The following is a 16,275-nucleotide window of genomic DNA, read 5'->3' on the forward strand; positions in this document are numbered from 1 at the left end:
AGCGCGCGATTCGCCTTCATGGCGATCGCCCTGCGGTGGTCTTTGGGCGCTACCCCGCGCCCTACTCGGCTGATGATCGGGCCGCATGACCTGGAACCGATCGGATCGGAATCGGCCTTCTGGCGTTTCGCAATGCGGCATGCGCTCTTCGGTCAGTCATTCCTGGTGACACGCGGTGGCCACTGGGATGTGGCGGCGTCGGTAGACGGCGACGAGGTCCACGCGTTTGGCCGCAAGTTTGCGCTCAGCCAGTGCCTGTATTAGCCGTTTCTGGATGATGCGCGCGGCGTGCGACTGATGCTTGGGGTGAAGCCCGGCGTTGATAGCCAACGCAGAGGGCCGGGGTCAACGCCCTGTTCACGCACCTCAGCCGGGCTTGCGTTGAAAGGTCGCCATTTCCTCGGCCGTCCAACGCTGTCGCGCCTCGTCTTGGCAGCACGAGCGAAAAACCAAGGCGCCAACGTCCAGGAATCGGTCCACATCCGCATCCGTCAGTTTGCCTTGCACCTGCAACAGGCAATCCGCATACGCCGACAACACGCCATCCCAACCATCCAACTGGTCCGGCGCTACGGGCTGAGAAATCATGCGCGCCATCATTTCACTATGGTCCATTCGATGTCCCCCCTGGATACCGCACTGACGCCGCACCGCGACGACCGTGCGTGCGCAATACCCAGCAAGTGGCATGCCCAACCCCATCCGCCGTGAATGGCATCCGGTCAGGAAGACATCCGGCGCCTACCGCCGCGGCGCCGCATCCGGCGCCCTGCCCCGTAAAAGCGCGTCCGGGTTTGTTTGAAGATAATCGGACAATTCCCGCAACGAGCGGGCCGCGCGGCCCAGCTCACGCAGTGCGGTTTCAGTGCTTAACGGCAACCCCGAATCCGGCGTCAGCAGTGCGCTCAAGACGACCCACGACCGGTTGGCTTGGCGCAGCATTGCCTGCGCCTCGGGAGCCAACTGCGTATCCAGCCGCTTGACCAGACGGGACGCGCCACGCAGCGCACCCGCCAACTCCGTGCCGATGGCATCAAACGGCACCTTGTCCACCTTCGTCAGAATGCTGTTCAACTGCTGCTGCAACTGATCCAGGTTGTTGGGCACCGTGGGAATGAACGGCCGGTCTTCCATCTTGAATGTCACCGGCGGCGCATCGGGAAACTCGGCCAGCGCCACATAGAGTTGTCCCGTCAACAGATTGCCGATACGCAACTGCGCCCGCGTACCGCGCGCCACCATCGCCGTCAGCAATCTGCCGCTGGGGTGGGCGGTGTCGGCGCCCGAGAATTCCCTGATACGTCGGAATGTCTGTCCGCCCAGGCGTTCGGGATACACCGTGGCGGAAACTTCCGCAAAGAACTGTTTGGTGGCGTCGTCGAAATCCAGGTTGATCGCATCGACCTGCCCGATGAGCACCCCGTAGGCGTCAATGGGCGCGCCGACCGCCAAGCCGCGCACCGACTGATCAAAACGCATGCGAATACGCAGCGGCACGCCATCTGGCTGGGCACGGGCGGCCGCTTCATTGGGAAAAATGGTGTAGGTTGCGCCGTCAGCGGCAGCTTGGGGGCCGTCCTGGTCCAAGGTATCAAAGGCCACGCCGCCGATGAACACCGACACCAGGGATTGCGACCGCATTTGCAGGCCACGCGAGTCCACGCTGAAATCCACGCCGCTTGCATTCCAGAAGCGCGTGCTGGGGTTGACGTAGGCGTCATTGGGCGCGTCGATAAAAACCTGCACGTCCACGCCACCGCCACCCTTGGATAGACCGTAGTTCACCACCTGCCCAACGGGAATGCGGCGGTAATAAACGGGCGAGCCGATATCCAGGGAGCCTAGATCCGTCGCATGCAGCGTGAAACGCTTGCCGGCGCGGTCCTGAGTCACTTCAGGCGGCACTTCCAGGCCCGTGAATTCGGTTTTCCGTTCGCCCCGCGCGCCCTCTTTGCCTTGGTTTTCCACCGGGTCCAGGCCAATGTAGGAGCCGGACAGCAGCGTGCCCAGGCCGGAGACACCACTGAGGGTCAAGCGCGGCCGCACCACCCAAAACACGGTGCCCGCCCGCAGCAGGCTGGCGGCGTCATTGTCGACGCGTATCGTCACCACCACGCCGTTGCGTTCCGGATTCAGGCTGACGCGCTCCACCAGCCCAACCGTGACTTCCTTGTACCGGACCTGCGTCTTGTTGGCCTCTAAGCCTTCAGCCGTCTGGAAGTGGATGGTAGCCGTGGGCCCCGCGTTGAGCCAGGCCTGCACCACCAGCAGCAATCCGCCGATCACGGCTATCACGGGCACTAGCCATATCCACGATATGCGACGTGCCTTGCGCGGCGGAATTGCGGGTGCTGCGGAACCAGACTCGGCCATCGAGGATATCTCCTTCGTGTACGCAGCAGACCCAATCGCCCGCCAGCAAGCGCCTGGAATAGCGGGTAGCATGGCCCTCCTATTTGGAGGAAGTCAACGTGAATATCGCCATCCGCCCCGCGGCCACTACGGACGCGGCCCAGATCTACGCCTTCATCACTGAACTGGCCGTCTACGAACGCGCCGCGCATGAAGTGATCGCAAGCGCCGACGACGTCGCCCGCACCCTGTTCGCCCCTGGGGCGCCGGCCAAGGCCTTGATGTGTCTGGTGGACGGCAAACCCATTGGGTACGCCGTCTATTTCTACAGCTATTCCACCTGGCTAGGCAAGAACGGCATTTACCTGGAAGACCTGTACATCACGCCCGAGCACCGCGGTATTGGCGCCGGACGCGACCTGTTGCGCCACCTGGCGCAGGAAGCCGTGGCCAACGATTGCGGCAGGCTGGAGTGGAGCGTGCTGGACTGGAACCAGCCGGCCATTGACTTCTATGTGTCGATCGGCGCGCGGCCGCTGGATGAATGGGTGCGCTACCGGCTGACGGACGATGCGCTCAAGCAATTCGCCGAAGGCCGCCGCCAGCCCGTCTAGAACTCGGGCAGATCGAACAGCGTGTGCAGCGTGGAGCTGGGCGCGGGCACGGACGCAAGACGCTCGCGTCCGTCGTCGGTCACCAGCACCCGGACGGGGCGCAGCGCCACGCTGGTGCCGTCCACGCTGATGGCGGTTTCGACGTCCGCCCCGGCCTTGATCGCGTCGATCACCTCGGAAGCCGACGCGGTGCCGGGCTCGGTGACCCAGCCCGGTACGCCGCGCTCGGCCTGGCCCCACCGCACATAGGTGATGTGCCCGCTGACGGGCTCTTTTCGAACGGCGACGATCACGTAAAAAGACATCCAGGCCTCCCTAAAGTGGTGTGGCCAGGATCGTATAGCAAGTTGCCGGTGATGGCATACCCGCCCGCGTCAGGGTTCGATATCGATGGCCGCAAAGGATTTCACCAGATCGTCCAGTTGCTTAAGCTGGGTCAGGAAAGGTTCAAGCTTGTCCAGCGGCAACGCGCTGGGGCCGTCGCACTTGGCGTTCTTGGGGTCGGGATGGGCTTCCAGGAACAGGCCCGCCAGGCCGACCGCCATGCCGGCCCGCGCCAGTTCGGCCACCTGTGCGCGTCGGCCGCCGGACGCCGCATCCAGTGCCGAACGCTGCTGCAAGGCGTGGGTCACGTCGAAAATCAGCGGACGGTTGTTCGTCACTTTCTTCATGACGCCAAAGCCCAGCATGTCGACCACCAGATTGTCGTAGCCAAAGCTGGTGCCGCGGTCGCACAGGATCAGCTTGTCGTTACCGGCCTCGGTAAACTTTTCAACAATGTTCAGCATCTGGGTCGGGCTGAGGAACTGCGGTTTCTTGATGTTGACCACGCGCTGAGTCTGCGCCAGCGCCACCACCAGGTCAGTCTGCCGGGCCAGGAAAGCCGGCAACTGCAGGATGTCGGCCACTTCGGCGACCGGCGCGGCCTGCCAGGGTTCGTGCACGTCGGTAATGACCGGCACGCCGAATTCCTTTTTGACCGCTTCGAAGATCTTCATGCCCTCTTCCAGGCCCGGCCCCCGGTAGGAATGGATGGAAGAGCGGTTGGCCTTGTCGAACGACGCCTTGAACACGTAGGGAATACCCAGCTTGCGGGTGACGCGTTGATATTCCTCGCACGCGCGCAGCGCCAGATCCAGGGATTCCAGTACGTTGATACCGCCAAATAGCACGAAGGGGCGATCATTGGCGCAGTGGATCGACGAGGAAATAACGACTTCTGGGGCGGTCATGATGGGCGAATCCTGTATTAATTTTGCGGGTGACAGTGCGTAATGTACAACTAGCCCAAGCCGAAAAACGCGCTTGCGGCCCAAGCCGGCCGTGCGGCGCTGGTCATCGCCCTGCCAGCCATGCGTGGCGTTATCGCTGGACGCGGTGGATATCCCTGTCCACAATGACCCGTCGCGGCCCGGCCATTGCGCCGGCCAGCATTTGAATCAAAGGCGGGCTCATGGGTTTCTTAGACACGCTGTTCCGGCGCACGCCCTCGCCGGACCAGTTCGCCAAGCTGTTCGTGGCGGCGGCGCGCAAGCAAGGCTTCGAGGGCGACGTGGCCTACAAGGCTGATGAATTCCGCCTGCTGCTGGGCGAAGGTTCGTACTTCAACCTGCATAACGCCTACCACGCCTACTGCAACACGCAGGGCGCGCAGCAAAAGCGCGCCTTGCAGGGTTTTGTCTCGGCCTTGGCCGGCAGCAAGCAGGCGACGCCGCAGCAGGCCACGGTGATCAGGCCGATGCTTCGCGCCGTGATCCGCAGCCGTACCGCGCTGGAAGACGTGCGCCTGCATCACGTACGCACCGAAGGCGACGATAGCGCCTTTCACCCTGCTTTTCAGCCGTTTGGAGACGATTGCGTGGTGCTGCTGGCGCTGGACCACCCCGACGCGATCTCTACCCTGACCAACGGCCCCGAGGCCGCCTGGCAGTTGACGTACGACGAGGCCCTGGCCATTGCCATCGATAACCTGCGCGACGCGCCGGACAACTTCACCGAACTTGCGCCCGGCGTGTTCCGTAGCGCATGGGGTGACGGCTACGACATCAGCCGCGCCCTGCTGCCCGACATGATCGAACGCGTGCCGGTGCGCGGCCGGCCGGTCTTCATGATGCCCACGCGCGACGTGTTGCTCGTGACCGGTGACAACGACCCCAATGGCCTGACCACGATGGTTGAACTTTGCCATCAGGCGCTGACGCAAGGCCGTTCGGTCAGCGCGCACATGTACCACTACGAAGAGCGGCAAGCGCTGCGCTATGTGCCCAAGGATTCATCTCTTGCGCAACGCCAGGCGCATCTTGCCCGCCTGCTCGACAAGTCCGACTACGACGCGCAGAAGGCCACGCTGGACCATATCCACGAAGAACAGGGCATGGATATCTATGTGGCCAACTACAACCTGTTCACGGCGGACGACGACCCGGTCATGTCGTTCTCGTTGGCGTCATGGACGCGCGGGGTCGACACGTCGCTGCCCAAGGTAGACCGCCTGGCCCTGGTGCGCCCCGAGGCCGAAGACGAGCTCGGCGAAGTCCGGGTGGTGTCTTGGGAACAGTCGGCACATCTGCTGGAGCCCCTGCTGACCAAAGAACCTGGGTACCCGGTTCGGTATCGCACGCGCGGCTTTCCCGAAGACGCCCAGCTTGCCGAATTGGACGAAGTGCCGTAATCGTGCGCCAACGCGCTGATCGGTAACGCCGGAGGACACCGCCCTCGCACGGACGGCGGCGGCCTCCCGGCCCATCTCAACCCTTGATCTGCCTGGCCTCCAGGCTCCACAACGCCGGGTCGCTTGTGGATACACCCACCGCGCCGTGCTTGATGGCGATGCCGATGTCCGTCTGGTTGCATACGAACCCCGAAGCAACGATGGGCGGCAGGGCTTTCAAGTCTTGCTTTGCCATGTGCGTCAGCATGGGCGCCGGCATCAGCTGAACCAGGTTCGGGTCGCTTTGCTCCAGCGCCTTGACGCTGCGCGGCCAAGTCGAGCGGTCGGTCACGAACACCTTTTGCATGGTGACCATGCCCGCCCGGTTGGCGCGTTGGATGGTGGCCACGCGGGTGGATACCAGGCTGGCCACGCCGATATCGGCCAGGTATTCCACCCCGCCCTTGTCCTGCGACAGGCCCTCGCAACTGTCGATATTGACGATGGCGAATTTGCCCGCGCGGTTCAAGGTGGCGATGACGGGCGCCAGCTTGCGCAGTTCAACGTTGGCGACGATACCGATTTCGGCCACGCTGCCCACGAAGGTGTTGATCTGCTCAAGCCCGTACAGGGTCGCAATGACCGGGTGACGCGCCAGACATGCCCCAAATGACCTATCCATGGTTATCGATCTTCCTGACCGTAAAAGCGCTGATCGCTCAAGCCCAGCTTGCCGGGATTCAACAGGTTCTGCGGGTCCAACTGGCGCTTGACGGCAAGCATCAGATTGAACGCGCCGCCCAGCGATTCCTGCATGTACGGCGCCCGCAACAGGCCCACGCCATGATGGTGGCTGAGCGCGGCATTATATTTAATCAGCACGGCGTTGGCGGCATCCCAGGCGGCGCGATACCACGTGGCGCGCTGCTCCACCGCGACGTCGCCGCGCAACGAAAAATACAGGCAGGCGCCGTCGACGTAGGCATGCGACTGATGCGCGGACCCTGCCAGCGTGCCGGGCACCGCATTCACCGCCGCCACCACCTCGTCGTAGATGGCGGACAGGTCGCTCCAGCGCCCCGACATCTCCAGCGTATCGGCCACGAAGCCCGGGCTGCGCTTGAAGCCTTCGGCGCTTTTCCCGGTCAGGTAGCGTGTTTCCAGCCAGCGTTCGAAGATGGCCTCGCCGTCGAGCTTTTCGCCCAGTTCCTCGCAGACGCCTTCGCTGATCTGCATGACGGCGTCCACCATCTGGCGCGCGCCCTCGTCGGCCACCAGCAACACGTTCAGGTCAGGCCGGTTGAACTGCACGCCGCTTTCCAATTCGTCGTACAGGCGCAGCGCCGCGGGGTTTGCGCCGCGCTGCATGATCTCGCGGCAGGCATCCAGGCCGATGGCAAAGGTCTTGAAACCGTAGGCGATGGCGCGGCCATAGTCGGGCAGCCTATGCAGCTTCAAACGCAGCCGCACAATCACGCCCAGCGTGCCTTCCGATCCGATGAACAACTGCTGAAGGTCCGGCCCCACGGCCGCGCGCGAGTAGCCGCCCACCGTGACCAGGCTGCCGTCCGCCAGCACCACGTCCATGCCGAACACCATGTCTTCGATCTTGCCGTAGCGTGTGGACAGTTGCCCCGCCCCACGGCAGGCCGCCCAGCCGCCCACGGTGCTGATGCCGAACGACGACGGCCAATGGCCCATCGTCAACCCATATTCTTTCTGGATGGTCTCTTCAAACACGTCGCCGAACATGCCGGCTTCCACGTCCACGATCTGGCTGTCGCGGTCCACCCCGATCAGCTTGTTCAATTGGCAAACGTCCAGCACGATGCCACCGCGCACGGGCAAGGCCGCGCCCGTCACGTTGCTGCGTCCGGCGGACACGGTGACCGGAATCCCTCCGGCATGCGCAATGCGCATGACCGCCTGCACCTGCTCCACCGACGACACCGCCACGATCACCGCGTGCGGCGTGGCGGGCTTGCCGCCCGTCTCCGACACCATCGACCCGGCCCACCAGTCGCGCGTCCACGCCACCACGTCGCCCGTGGCGGTCAACACGTTGTCAGCCACGTGGCGCAAGGCGTCAAGCTGCGCGTCAGACACGCGCACGGGGTCGCGCTGCAAGCCGGCTTCACCGCCGGTGCCTGTCAAGGTGGCGGCATAGGCAGGCGGCGTGTGTGCGCCCACCACGTAATTGCCCCGGTTGTAGCCGCGCTTGATGGCTTCTTTACTGATCATTGTTCCTCTCCCATGAGTATGGATTTTTCGAGCTTGATGGCAGCCAGGTAATCACTGACCTGCTGCGTGATGGTGGCAGGCGGCAAACCGAGTTCCGCCTGCAAGATCTGTCCCACCCGGTCGGCCGCTTGCGCCGCGGCGTCGCGCGCCATCAGGCGGGTACGCATGCGCCGGGCCAGTACGTCTTCGACGGTGCCTGCCATTTCATGACGCACCGCGTAAAGCACTTCGGCTTCGGTGTAGGGCAGGCCCTGGACAATGGGCGCCAGCAAGGCCGGCGACGCCTGCATCAGGTCGCTGACAAAGCGCGCCTCGGTGCCGTAGCGTTCGCCCAGATGCGCCGACATGCCGCCAGACGCCACGATGGCTTGCGGGTCGTAGCCGGCCGCCCCCAGCAGATAAGCCTTCTTGGTCTGGCAGGCGTTGCGCTGCCCCAGCACCTGCTGCGCGGCATCGATGGTCTGTTCCGCCATGTGCCGCGACGTGGTGAGCTTGCCGCCCACGATCGTGACCAGGCCGTCGGCCGACACGCGGATCTCGTGGTTGCGCTTGATCTCCAGCGTCTTGCCGCCCGGCGGCGCCACCAGCGGACGGCAACCCGCGATGCTGCCCACCACGTCTTCGGCTTGCAGGTCGGTCTTCAGCGCCGAGCGCGCGCCTTCCAGCAGGAAGTCCAGCTCGCGCCGCGTGCAGTAAACGTCATCCAGATTGCCGTCGTAGTCTTCATCGGTCGTACCCAGGTACGACACATCGCCCCAGCGCGTGATGGTGGCGCGGCGGCTGCGGCCGGGCACGGGGATGGTGACGGTGCAGTCGTTGCGGATCTTCATCCACGGCACGGCCACGTGCACGCCCTTGGCCGGACGCACATGCAAGGCGGGCTCATCGCCTTTTTTCGCGCCGGTCCAGTCGCGCAGCCACACCCCCGTGGCCATGATCACCACACGGGCCCGCGCGCGAATTTCGCGCCCGTCCGCGTGCACGATCACGCCATCGACCTTGCCTTGCGCGTCGCGCGTTACCGCCACCGCCTTGGCGTGGTTGGCCACCGCCGCGCCGTGAAAGGCGGCGGTGCGCGCAACCGTCAGCGTCAGGCGCGCGTCGTCCACCCGCGCGTCGTAGTACAGAAAGCCGCCCAGCAGGCCGTCCTCTTTGAAGGTCGGACAATGCGACAGAACTTCCGCCGCGGTCAGCTTCTGGTGCAGGATGCCTTCGCGCCAGCCGCCGGCCATGTCGTAGGTCCACAGCAGGCTTTCAAAGGCCTTGGACAAGCGCTTGTCGAACACGCCGTCCCGTTCCAGGATGGGAAACAGGAACGGCAAGCGCTGCACCAGGTGCCGCGCATTGCGCCGCAAGCGCTGGCGCTCGTGCAGGGAATGGCGCACCAGGCCCAGGTTGCCCTGCTCGATGTAGCGCAAGCCGCCATGCACCATCTTCGAGGACTTGGACGAGGTGCCCGAGGCAAAGTCGTCTTTCTCGATGACAGCAACGCGGTATCCGCGCAAGGCCGCATCCAAGGCCGCATAGGCGCCGGTGATGCCGCCCCCCACGATCAACATGTCGAATTGTTCACTGCCCAACCGGTCCAAATGTTCCTGCCGATTCAGGCGTAATGGCTCGGTGCTGGTCATGTCGGCCCGGTCCTTTCTGGGCTGTCTGGATAGCCACCCGATCATTTCTGCAATGCCTCCTGGTTGTCTTGCTTGAACTGTTTTACGTGCCCCAATTCCGACCCGACGCGGGCGTGCCACAGGGCACGTCGACGCGCGCGTTCACCGGCATCGACAGCGGGTTCGAACACGGCGTCGGTCACGATGGTCTTGCGGGCTTCGTGCAGCGAGGGCCACAGCAAGCCGGACGCCCCCGCCAGATAGGCGATGCCGCGCAAGCTGGCGCGGTCCGCTTCTTGCATGCGGCGTATGGGGATGCCGATCAGATCGGCCTGGATCTGCAACAAGGGATCGCTGCGCGACAGGCCTCCACCCACCACCAGTTCCGACACCCGAACGCCCGACGCTTCCTCATCCGCCTCGATGCAACTGGCGACCGAGTGCGCGATGCCTTCCAGAATGGCGTAGGCCACTTCGGCCTGCGTGGTGGCCATCGACACGCCGGTCAGCGAGGCGCGCGCGGCGGCTTCCATACGCGGCACGCGCAGGCCGGTCAGGGCTGGCACGAACGTCACGCCGTTTGAAGAGTCCACGGTTTGCGCCAGCGCGCTGATCTCGTGCGCGTCCTTGAACCACTTCAGCTTTTCGCACACCCAGTTCAACGCCGACCCGGTCGTCGCCACAAAGGTCTCGACCGCAAAGTGCGACACCCCGCCCTGGCGGCGCGCCGTCATCGTCAGCGATCCGTCGGACATGCCCGCATTCGCGGGCGGCTCGGTACCGATGATCAGGTCCACAAAGCTGCCGGTGCCATGCACGCACATCGCCTGCCCACGGTCCAGGCAGCCCAGGCCGATGGCGCCCGCGTGCTGGTCGCCGGCAGACGCCAGAATCGGCACGTCGATGCCAAGGAGCTCGGGGCGGGTGCGCCCGAAGTCATCGGCGTCCTGACGCAGCGTGGGCAACAGCTCGTGCGGGAAGCCCAGTTCCTGCGCCCATTCCAGGTAGTAGCGATGGTCGGCCAGCACGTAGGCGCCCGCGGATGTGGCGTTGGTGGGCGTGGTCACGCATTCGCGCCGTTGCGAAAAGTGCCACAGCAACCAGGTGTCCACGGTGCCGAACGCCAGCCGCTTGTCGCGCCACGCATCCACCACCTGCGGCGTATCTCGCAGATGGCGCGCGGCCCACAGATACAGCGAGCGCACACCCACCGGCCGACCGACGCGCTCGCGCAGCCGCGCATCCCATTCCGGCGCCAGCAGGTCCAATTCATCCACAAAACGGGTGTCTTGCCAGACCATGGCCGGCACCAGTGCGCGGCCCGTATGCGTATCCCACAGCACGGCCGTGGCACGCTGCGTGGCCAGCGCCAGCGCAACGATCTCCTGCCCGGCGCGCTGGGCATCCGCGATGGTGGCGCGGCAGACGTCGATGGTCCGGTCCAGGATGTCGTTGGCGTCCTGCTCCACCACACCCGGCCTGGGCGAGTCCACATGCAAGGCCGCGTACTGCAGGCAAGACACCTGCCCATCGGCGGACACCGTGGCGGCGCGCGTGCCGGATGTGCCTTCGTCTATGGCCAAAATCACATTCTTGTTTGTCATCGCGAGGCTTTCCCAATGGCGGGGTCCAGGGCGGGCAGCACAACGTCGTCCTTGAACTGCGGCGCGCCGGCTTCGTTATCGGGGTTGATGGCGGTGCGGGTGGGATCCCACTTGATCACGAAGCAGATGATGCTGGCGACAAGCGGCACGATCGACAGGATCAGGAAGGTCTTTTCCAGCCCGTAGTTCTCGCGAAAAAGCGGGAACACCAGCAGCCCGATCGCGGCGCCCGTCGAACCCAGCGCGCCGATGATGCCGTTGGCGCCCGCCCGCAATTCGCTGCGAAACGACAGCGACGACAGGCTCTTGCCATTGGCGCCCGGACCGCCGGAGTGGAACAGGATGAACAGCGAGGGCACGATGACGGCCACCCACAGCGGCATCTTGCCGTGGAAGGTGCCCAGGATCAGCAGCATCAGGAACACCGCGGCGAAGCCGAACGCCGAAGCGCGCCGCAACCCCAGCTTGCGGCCGATGTACGGCGACAAGAAGCCGCCAAAGATGCCGAACACGTTGAACACCAGGGCGCCGATGGTGGCGAAGATGAAGTCCTTGCCGAACAGGGCGGCGCTGATCAAAGGCAAGTACCAGCCCACGGCGAAATACTGGATCGACTGGCCGATCTGAACGGTGGCCGCCAGAATCGTGCGCGGCAGGTAGACGCCACGGAAGATCAGCAACACGTTGGCCATGCCGCGCTTGGCCTGGTTGGTCACGGGCACCCGTTCATGCACCGGCGCGGCGGCGAAGGGTTGGCCATAAATGCGGGTCATGGCGTGCGCCGCCTGTTCGACACGCTCTTTGCGGGCCAGCCAGATCGGGCTTTCGATCATGTAGCTCAGTTGCAGCACCAGGATGACGACGGCGAAGACAGCGGTGGCCGCCACGGAATAGCGCCAGATCGAATCGCCCACGTCCCAAGAGAAGAACAGCATGGCCAGCAGCAGGTTCGTGCACACGGCCGTGTACCACATGCCCTGCCAGGTGTTCAGCCGGCTTTTGAATTTCAGAGGCGTGAACTCGGCCAACACGGCCATCGCAATGGCGAAGTCGATGCCGTAGGCCGCGCCGACAAAGAAGCGGCCCACCAGGATGACTTCGAAACTGGGCGCAAACATCACCAGCAGCGCGCCGATCACGGCCAGGAACTTGGCGATGATCAAGGGCCGGATGCGACCCCAGCGGTCAGCCATCCACCCGCCGATGGGGTTGAAGGCGATGGCGACCCACGCCGCGAACGACGTCATCAGCGCCACCTGACCGGCGGTCAAACCCAGGTCGCGCGTCATGGGGCCCAATGCCGCGCTCAAAGCGGAATTGGCGAAGGCATCCAGAAACAGTCCGCCCAGCGCCAGCCACCAGATAAGGCCGGCCCGGCCAGTAATACCGGGGCGTGAATCGATATAAGCGATGACATCGTCGATGCCACGTATTTTTACGGTCGATGATTGCACAGTCGTCTCCTCTTGGAATTATTTCTGTAAGAGGTCGACGCAAACTGCGCGCAATAAAAGACCACCCTACAGATGGTCTTTTATCTAAATCTGTGCGGTGACTTTATGGGCTGCGCACAGGGGTGTCAAGAAGAAGGCGTATCGGGATAAACCCTGTTTCCCGACGCTTTTGTGGGCTTGGAAAAAGTATCCAAAGCACCAGAAAAGTATAAGGAACGCGATTAATTTATATGTTTTTTTCTTTATTTTTCAACGACTTGCATTAATTTTGCAAGCAGGCAAACTACGCGCATTCTGAAATTCCACCCAACAAGCCGAAAGAGGATTTCCATGCGCTTAATCACCGATCAAGAACTCAGCAATATGTCGACCGAGAACAAGCGTCGTCGTCATATGGAACTGGATAAGAAGCTTGAAGTGGCGGCCAGCCGTGGCTGGGCCTGCGCCCACCGCATTGAAGCCACCCGCGCCAAGGTGCACGCGGCGATCCAGTCGGATGTGGAATTGGGCCGCGATGTTGAGCAGCGCACGGAAAAGCGGCGCGACCGCGTAAAGTTCAAGAACTGACCGGCTGAATCCGGAGATTCGCGACAGCTCCGCAGGATTCGCGCCTACTCCGCAGGATTCGCGACAGCTCCACCGGGTCAGCCCCAAGCTGGCCCAAAAACAAAAAACCCCCTGGCTCAACAGCCAGGGGGTTTTGTCATATTAGTGGTGCGAAGGAGGGGACTCGGAAACCTACCAAATATGCGGGTCTTCGGGATTTTTGGGGCCATTTTGGGGCCAATTGCCGTCCAGTTGTTGGAGCAAACTCAGCACTTCCTGTTATCGCCTTGATCCACATTGCCCTGTTCGCAGGTCATCACTTGCTGTGTGTTACATTCAGGTGCAATTCACCCTTCCCATCATAACCGTTGCGAACATGACAGCCCCCTTACCGTCATCTTCTAACCTGCCCATATGGCTAATTGACGTGGCTACAGTCGCCTCAATTATCGGACTCGGGCTGACAATCTATGTAGCAATTACGCTTGAGCAAGTTCGTCGGAGATATGCACGTAAGGGACGGCTACCCAAGATCTATGATGAGTTAGAGCGCGCGACGAGCGCGCTCTTGGCGTTTCTAAATGCCCTTCCAGGTGGCGAAGTCGACGACCAGAACGCCGCGTCTTTAGCGGCGCAAGCGTTGAAGCCCCATGTTCTCGATGCGGTGAACTACACAAGTTCAAACGTTAAGGTGAGCGCCCAAGGACTACATGACAGGCTTTCAGATTTGATCGATCTAGCCCGAACTACTGGTATCACGGCCGGCCAGCTATGGACGTGCTACGGCTCTGCCAAAGAGCTAAACTCAATGTTGAATTCGTCGCTCCTGGACGATGCTTGGAGAGCATGAAATGGCAGTTCCCACGACCACAAAAGAAGCGCGCTTAGTTGCCACGCTAACGGAATTGTCGTCGACTGGCCGACTTCGATGGACCCTTAAAACACCGAGCGCACTGCGTGCTGGCAAGGCTGTGCCTGCGCATCTGCGATTTTGTTACGAAACAGACTTCGGCGACAGCTATCTTGTGCTTTACGACAACTCGGCTGTGTCGCCACTTGGGCTAGGAATTGGCGTTGTGGGCGCTAGTCTTGAAGCTTTGATGGGGGGCAAGTATGTGCTTTCAATCGTCAACAAAGCAAGTCGGGACGAAACCTTGCAGCTCAGTGGCCGCGTATTGAACGATCTTTACGCGACTGTCCAATCTAAGGCTGGTGATGCCGACAGCGTCATCGACGACCTCTTGCAGACTGCACGCGGTTTCTAGCTCCTTGGGCCGGCGCAATCCGAAAGCGATATGTGCAGCCATTACCAGACCTTGAAAGACGCCGACCTACTGCTCAAAAAGTTCGGCGTGCGCGACAAGACGGCCACTCCCGGCAAGTACGACATGTGGCCGCGCTACCAAGGCGTGTTCGTGCGGCGACCGGTCGAGCATGACGCGGGTGACGAAGCGGTGCCTGAGCGGGAAGCTGTAATTGGCCGCTGGGGTCTCATCAGCGCCATGACCAAGCCCGATGGGCTGGACAAGGTAGGCAAGCTTTCGACGTTCAACGCGCGCAGCGAGACGGCGCCCAAGTCGTTCACGTTCGGCAACGCCTGGCGCCGTGCCCAGCACTGCATCATCCCGGCAGACGCGATATTCGAGCCTGACCATCGCGAGGAAACCAAGGCCAGGTTCCAGACCGATAAATCGGTGCCGACCAGATTCACACGTGCGGATGGTGCGCCGCTCGGCATAGCCGGCATCTGGGATCGGTACCGAGACGAGGCCGGCCAGTGGCAAGAGAGCTACACCATGCTGACCATCAATGCCGACAACGATCCGCTGTTCCGGCTCTACCATCAGCCCGGCAAGGAAAAACGCATGGTCGTCATCCTGCCGGAAGGCGCATACGGCGACTGGCTGACCGCGCCGGTCGAAGCGACCCGCGACCTCCTGGTCCCCATTCCCTCCGACAAGCTCGTCGCAACGCCGATGAAGTGACCCCGTTTTTGCTGCAATATACTGTTTTTTTATCCAGTATTTAGGCAGCAAACGATGCTCTGTACCGTCACCCGCACCCATTGCCTGGGCGAAAAGCGCCCTGACCGCGATCCCGGCCCCACCATCACCGGCACCGTCCGCATGTACTCGATCATGCGAGATGACCTGAAGAGGTACGTGCGCGTCATGACTATGGACAGCCTCGCCACATTCGGCGCGACCAGGAAAAGCCCTATTCCTGACCTATTGCAGCCAGAACTGCTGACCTTCGCATCCGACCGCGGAATGATGGTCTGCGGCTTTGAAGAGATCGACGGCAAGCGCTATTACCAAGGTTGGTGGATGCAGTGGATCGGCAAGTGATGCGCCCGGCACTTCTCAAATAGTCCTGCAACACTATTGCGAACGTCATTCCAAGTGGGCAATACTGGCTGCTCCAGTCACCATTCTTTTGGAGGAAATGGCAATGCATCGCGATGACATCCAGAAGCTCGGCGCACAAGCCGCCCGAGAGGGTCTTAGCCTGTTGGATTGTCCTTATTTGCGCACTGCGGAGATGCCAGGCCACTGCGGTGGCTCGATTGCCGAGTGGCGAGAAAAAGTGGAGGCATGGGAAGCCGGTTGGCGCAAAGAGGTGCGGAGCCGCCCGTCTGCCGTCAGGAGCCGGGCTCACCGCTTAGTCACTCACCACCGAAGTCCGCCGATAGTCCTCGGCGCGAGCTAACGTTCGATAAAACGAAGCCCCGACAGCAATCAGCCGTTCGCACTCTTCCCGGCTCAACTTCGGGCTGACTTCCACGACACAGTTTGCGAACTCTGTCAGTACATCAGCCCAGTCGTCAAAATTGCGACCTGGGGAAGTTTGAACGATCATCTTGGCAAGTAGTTCGTCTCGTAGCATTGGTCGTACCTCTCAATTTCCGCACCGAGCGCGTGTGCAGCAATTTCAATGCCTACAGCGGGCTCCTGCCCGACTGGCGCCCCAGCGATGGGGCGCTTTTTCTTGCCAAAGCCTGACGCCAGCTTGGCCCTCCACCTCATGGCGGATATGCCGAGCTGTTAGGGCAGTGCTAACAATGAAGTATCACGGGAGAACGCGCCGGCCGCTGGCCATTAAAATCTATCCCGATGCGGACGCGCGAGCTTTAGAAGGGGACATTTATGACGTCCGGCTCACGCTTGTCCGATGTCATCGTCAAGCTGCCCGATCGGTCAATCT

General features: G+C 62.4%; 17 protein-coding genes. 8 read left to right on the forward strand and 9 right to left on the reverse strand.

The window, feature by feature from the left end; translation table 11 throughout:
• Positions 1–264, forward strand: a 264-nt coding sequence (locus ACE04A_RS01650; RefSeq protein WP_485819812.1) for a hypothetical protein, incomplete at its 5' end; no start/stop codon positions are given.
• A gap of 102 nt (positions 265–366) precedes the next feature.
• On the opposite strand, the gene ACE04A_RS01655 is transcribed toward ACE04A_RS01650, so the two are convergent.
• Both ACE04A_RS01655 and ACE04A_RS01660 read right to left on the reverse strand, forming a co-directional pair.
• Positions 367–615, reverse strand: coding sequence for a hypothetical protein (locus ACE04A_RS01655; protein WP_100856297.1), 249 nt, complete (start codon positions 613–615; stop codon positions 367–369).
• A 126-nt stretch (positions 616–741) separates the two neighbouring features.
• On the reverse strand, positions 742–2,373 hold the full coding sequence (locus tag ACE04A_RS01660; RefSeq protein WP_485819813.1) for a PqiB family protein: 1,632 nt from the start codon (positions 2,371–2,373) through the stop codon (positions 742–744).
• Between the two features lie 98 nt (positions 2,374–2,471).
• Here ACE04A_RS01660 and ACE04A_RS01665 point away from each other — a divergent pair, with 98 nt between their 5' ends.
• Positions 2,472–2,966, forward strand: a complete 495-nt coding sequence (locus ACE04A_RS01665) for a GNAT family N-acetyltransferase (RefSeq protein ID WP_448716020.1) — start codon at positions 2,472–2,474, stop codon at positions 2,964–2,966.
• Here the strand turns inward: ACE04A_RS01665 and ACE04A_RS01670 are convergent.
• Positions 2,963–3,271 carry a DUF3892 domain-containing protein gene (locus ACE04A_RS01670; protein WP_100856299.1) on the reverse strand — a complete coding sequence of 103 codons (309 nt, stop codon included), beginning with the start codon at positions 3,269–3,271 and terminating at the stop codon, positions 2,963–2,965. The two genes, ACE04A_RS01665 and ACE04A_RS01670, sit on opposite strands and share 4 nt — an antisense overlap.
• A 69-nt stretch (positions 3,272–3,340) precedes the next feature.
• Complete coding sequence (kdsA, locus tag ACE04A_RS01675) at positions 3,341–4,198, reverse strand: 3-deoxy-8-phosphooctulonate synthase (protein ID WP_100856300.1); 858 nt, start codon at positions 4,196–4,198, stop codon at positions 3,341–3,343.
• Between the two features lie 221 nt (positions 4,199–4,419).
• Between kdsA and ACE04A_RS01680 the strand changes: the two genes are divergently transcribed.
• Positions 4,420–5,637, forward strand: a complete 1,218-nt coding sequence (locus ACE04A_RS01680; protein WP_438857922.1) for a DUF1444 domain-containing protein — start codon at positions 4,420–4,422, stop codon at positions 5,635–5,637.
• A gap of 76 nt (positions 5,638–5,713) precedes the next feature.
• Here the strand turns inward: ACE04A_RS01680 and ACE04A_RS01685 are convergent, their stop codons facing one another.
• From ACE04A_RS01685 to ACE04A_RS01705, 5 genes are read right to left on the reverse strand one after another with little or no spacing between them, the layout of a single operon-like run.
• The gene (locus ACE04A_RS01685; protein WP_259246352.1) at positions 5,714–6,298 is read right to left on the reverse strand and encodes a glycerol-3-phosphate responsive antiterminator; all 585 of its coding nucleotides are present in this window, start codon (positions 6,296–6,298) and stop codon (positions 5,714–5,716) included.
• Between the two features lie 2 nt (positions 6,299–6,300).
• Positions 6,301–7,857, reverse strand: coding sequence for an FAD-binding oxidoreductase (locus ACE04A_RS01690; RefSeq protein ID WP_448716018.1), 1,557 nt, complete (start codon positions 7,855–7,857; stop codon positions 6,301–6,303).
• Positions 7,854–9,533 carry a glycerol-3-phosphate dehydrogenase/oxidase gene (locus ACE04A_RS01695; protein ID WP_485819814.1) on the reverse strand — a complete coding sequence of 560 codons (1,680 nt, stop codon included), beginning with the start codon at positions 9,531–9,533 and terminating at the stop codon, positions 7,854–7,856. The genes ACE04A_RS01690 and ACE04A_RS01695 overlap by 4 nt, the downstream gene beginning before the upstream one ends.
• Positions 9,530–11,071, reverse strand: a complete 1,542-nt coding sequence (locus ACE04A_RS01700) for an FGGY family carbohydrate kinase (protein ID WP_485819815.1) — start codon at positions 11,069–11,071, stop codon at positions 9,530–9,532. Before ACE04A_RS01700 ends, ACE04A_RS01695 begins: the two co-directional genes overlap by 4 nt.
• Positions 11,068–12,525 carry an MFS transporter gene (locus ACE04A_RS01705; protein WP_448716016.1) on the reverse strand — a complete coding sequence of 486 codons (1,458 nt, stop codon included), beginning with the start codon at positions 12,523–12,525 and terminating at the stop codon, positions 11,068–11,070. The genes ACE04A_RS01700 and ACE04A_RS01705 overlap by 4 nt, the downstream gene beginning before the upstream one ends.
• 330 nt (positions 12,526–12,855) lie before the next feature.
• Between ACE04A_RS01705 and ACE04A_RS01710 the strand changes: the two genes are divergently transcribed.
• From ACE04A_RS01710 to ACE04A_RS01730, 5 genes are all read left to right on the forward strand, one after another.
• Positions 12,856–13,092: a toluene tolerance protein gene (locus ACE04A_RS01710; protein ID WP_259246343.1), complete on the forward strand. Its 237-nt coding sequence runs from the start codon at positions 12,856–12,858 to the stop codon at positions 13,090–13,092.
• Between the two features lie 830 nt (positions 13,093–13,922).
• Entirely contained in the window at positions 13,923–14,336 is a 414-nt protein-coding gene (locus tag ACE04A_RS01715) for a hypothetical protein (RefSeq protein WP_448716015.1), read from the forward strand.
• 30 nt (positions 14,337–14,366) lie between these two features.
• Positions 14,367–15,056, forward strand: coding sequence for an SOS response-associated peptidase (locus ACE04A_RS01720; RefSeq protein ID WP_448716014.1), 690 nt, complete (start codon positions 14,367–14,369; stop codon positions 15,054–15,056).
• A 54-nt stretch (positions 15,057–15,110) separates the two neighbouring features.
• Entirely contained in the window at positions 15,111–15,419 is a 309-nt protein-coding gene (locus ACE04A_RS01725; RefSeq protein ID WP_391442158.1) for a hypothetical protein, read from the forward strand.
• Positions 15,420–15,522: 103 nt separating this feature from the next.
• Positions 15,523–15,780 (forward strand): CrpP-related protein, encoded by a 258-nt coding sequence (locus ACE04A_RS01730; RefSeq protein WP_485814334.1) that lies wholly within the window; start codon positions 15,523–15,525, stop codon positions 15,778–15,780.
• Positions 15,781–16,275 lie beyond the last annotated feature (495 nt).

The sequence above is a fragment of the Achromobacter colocynthidis genome, assembly GCF_057334535.1.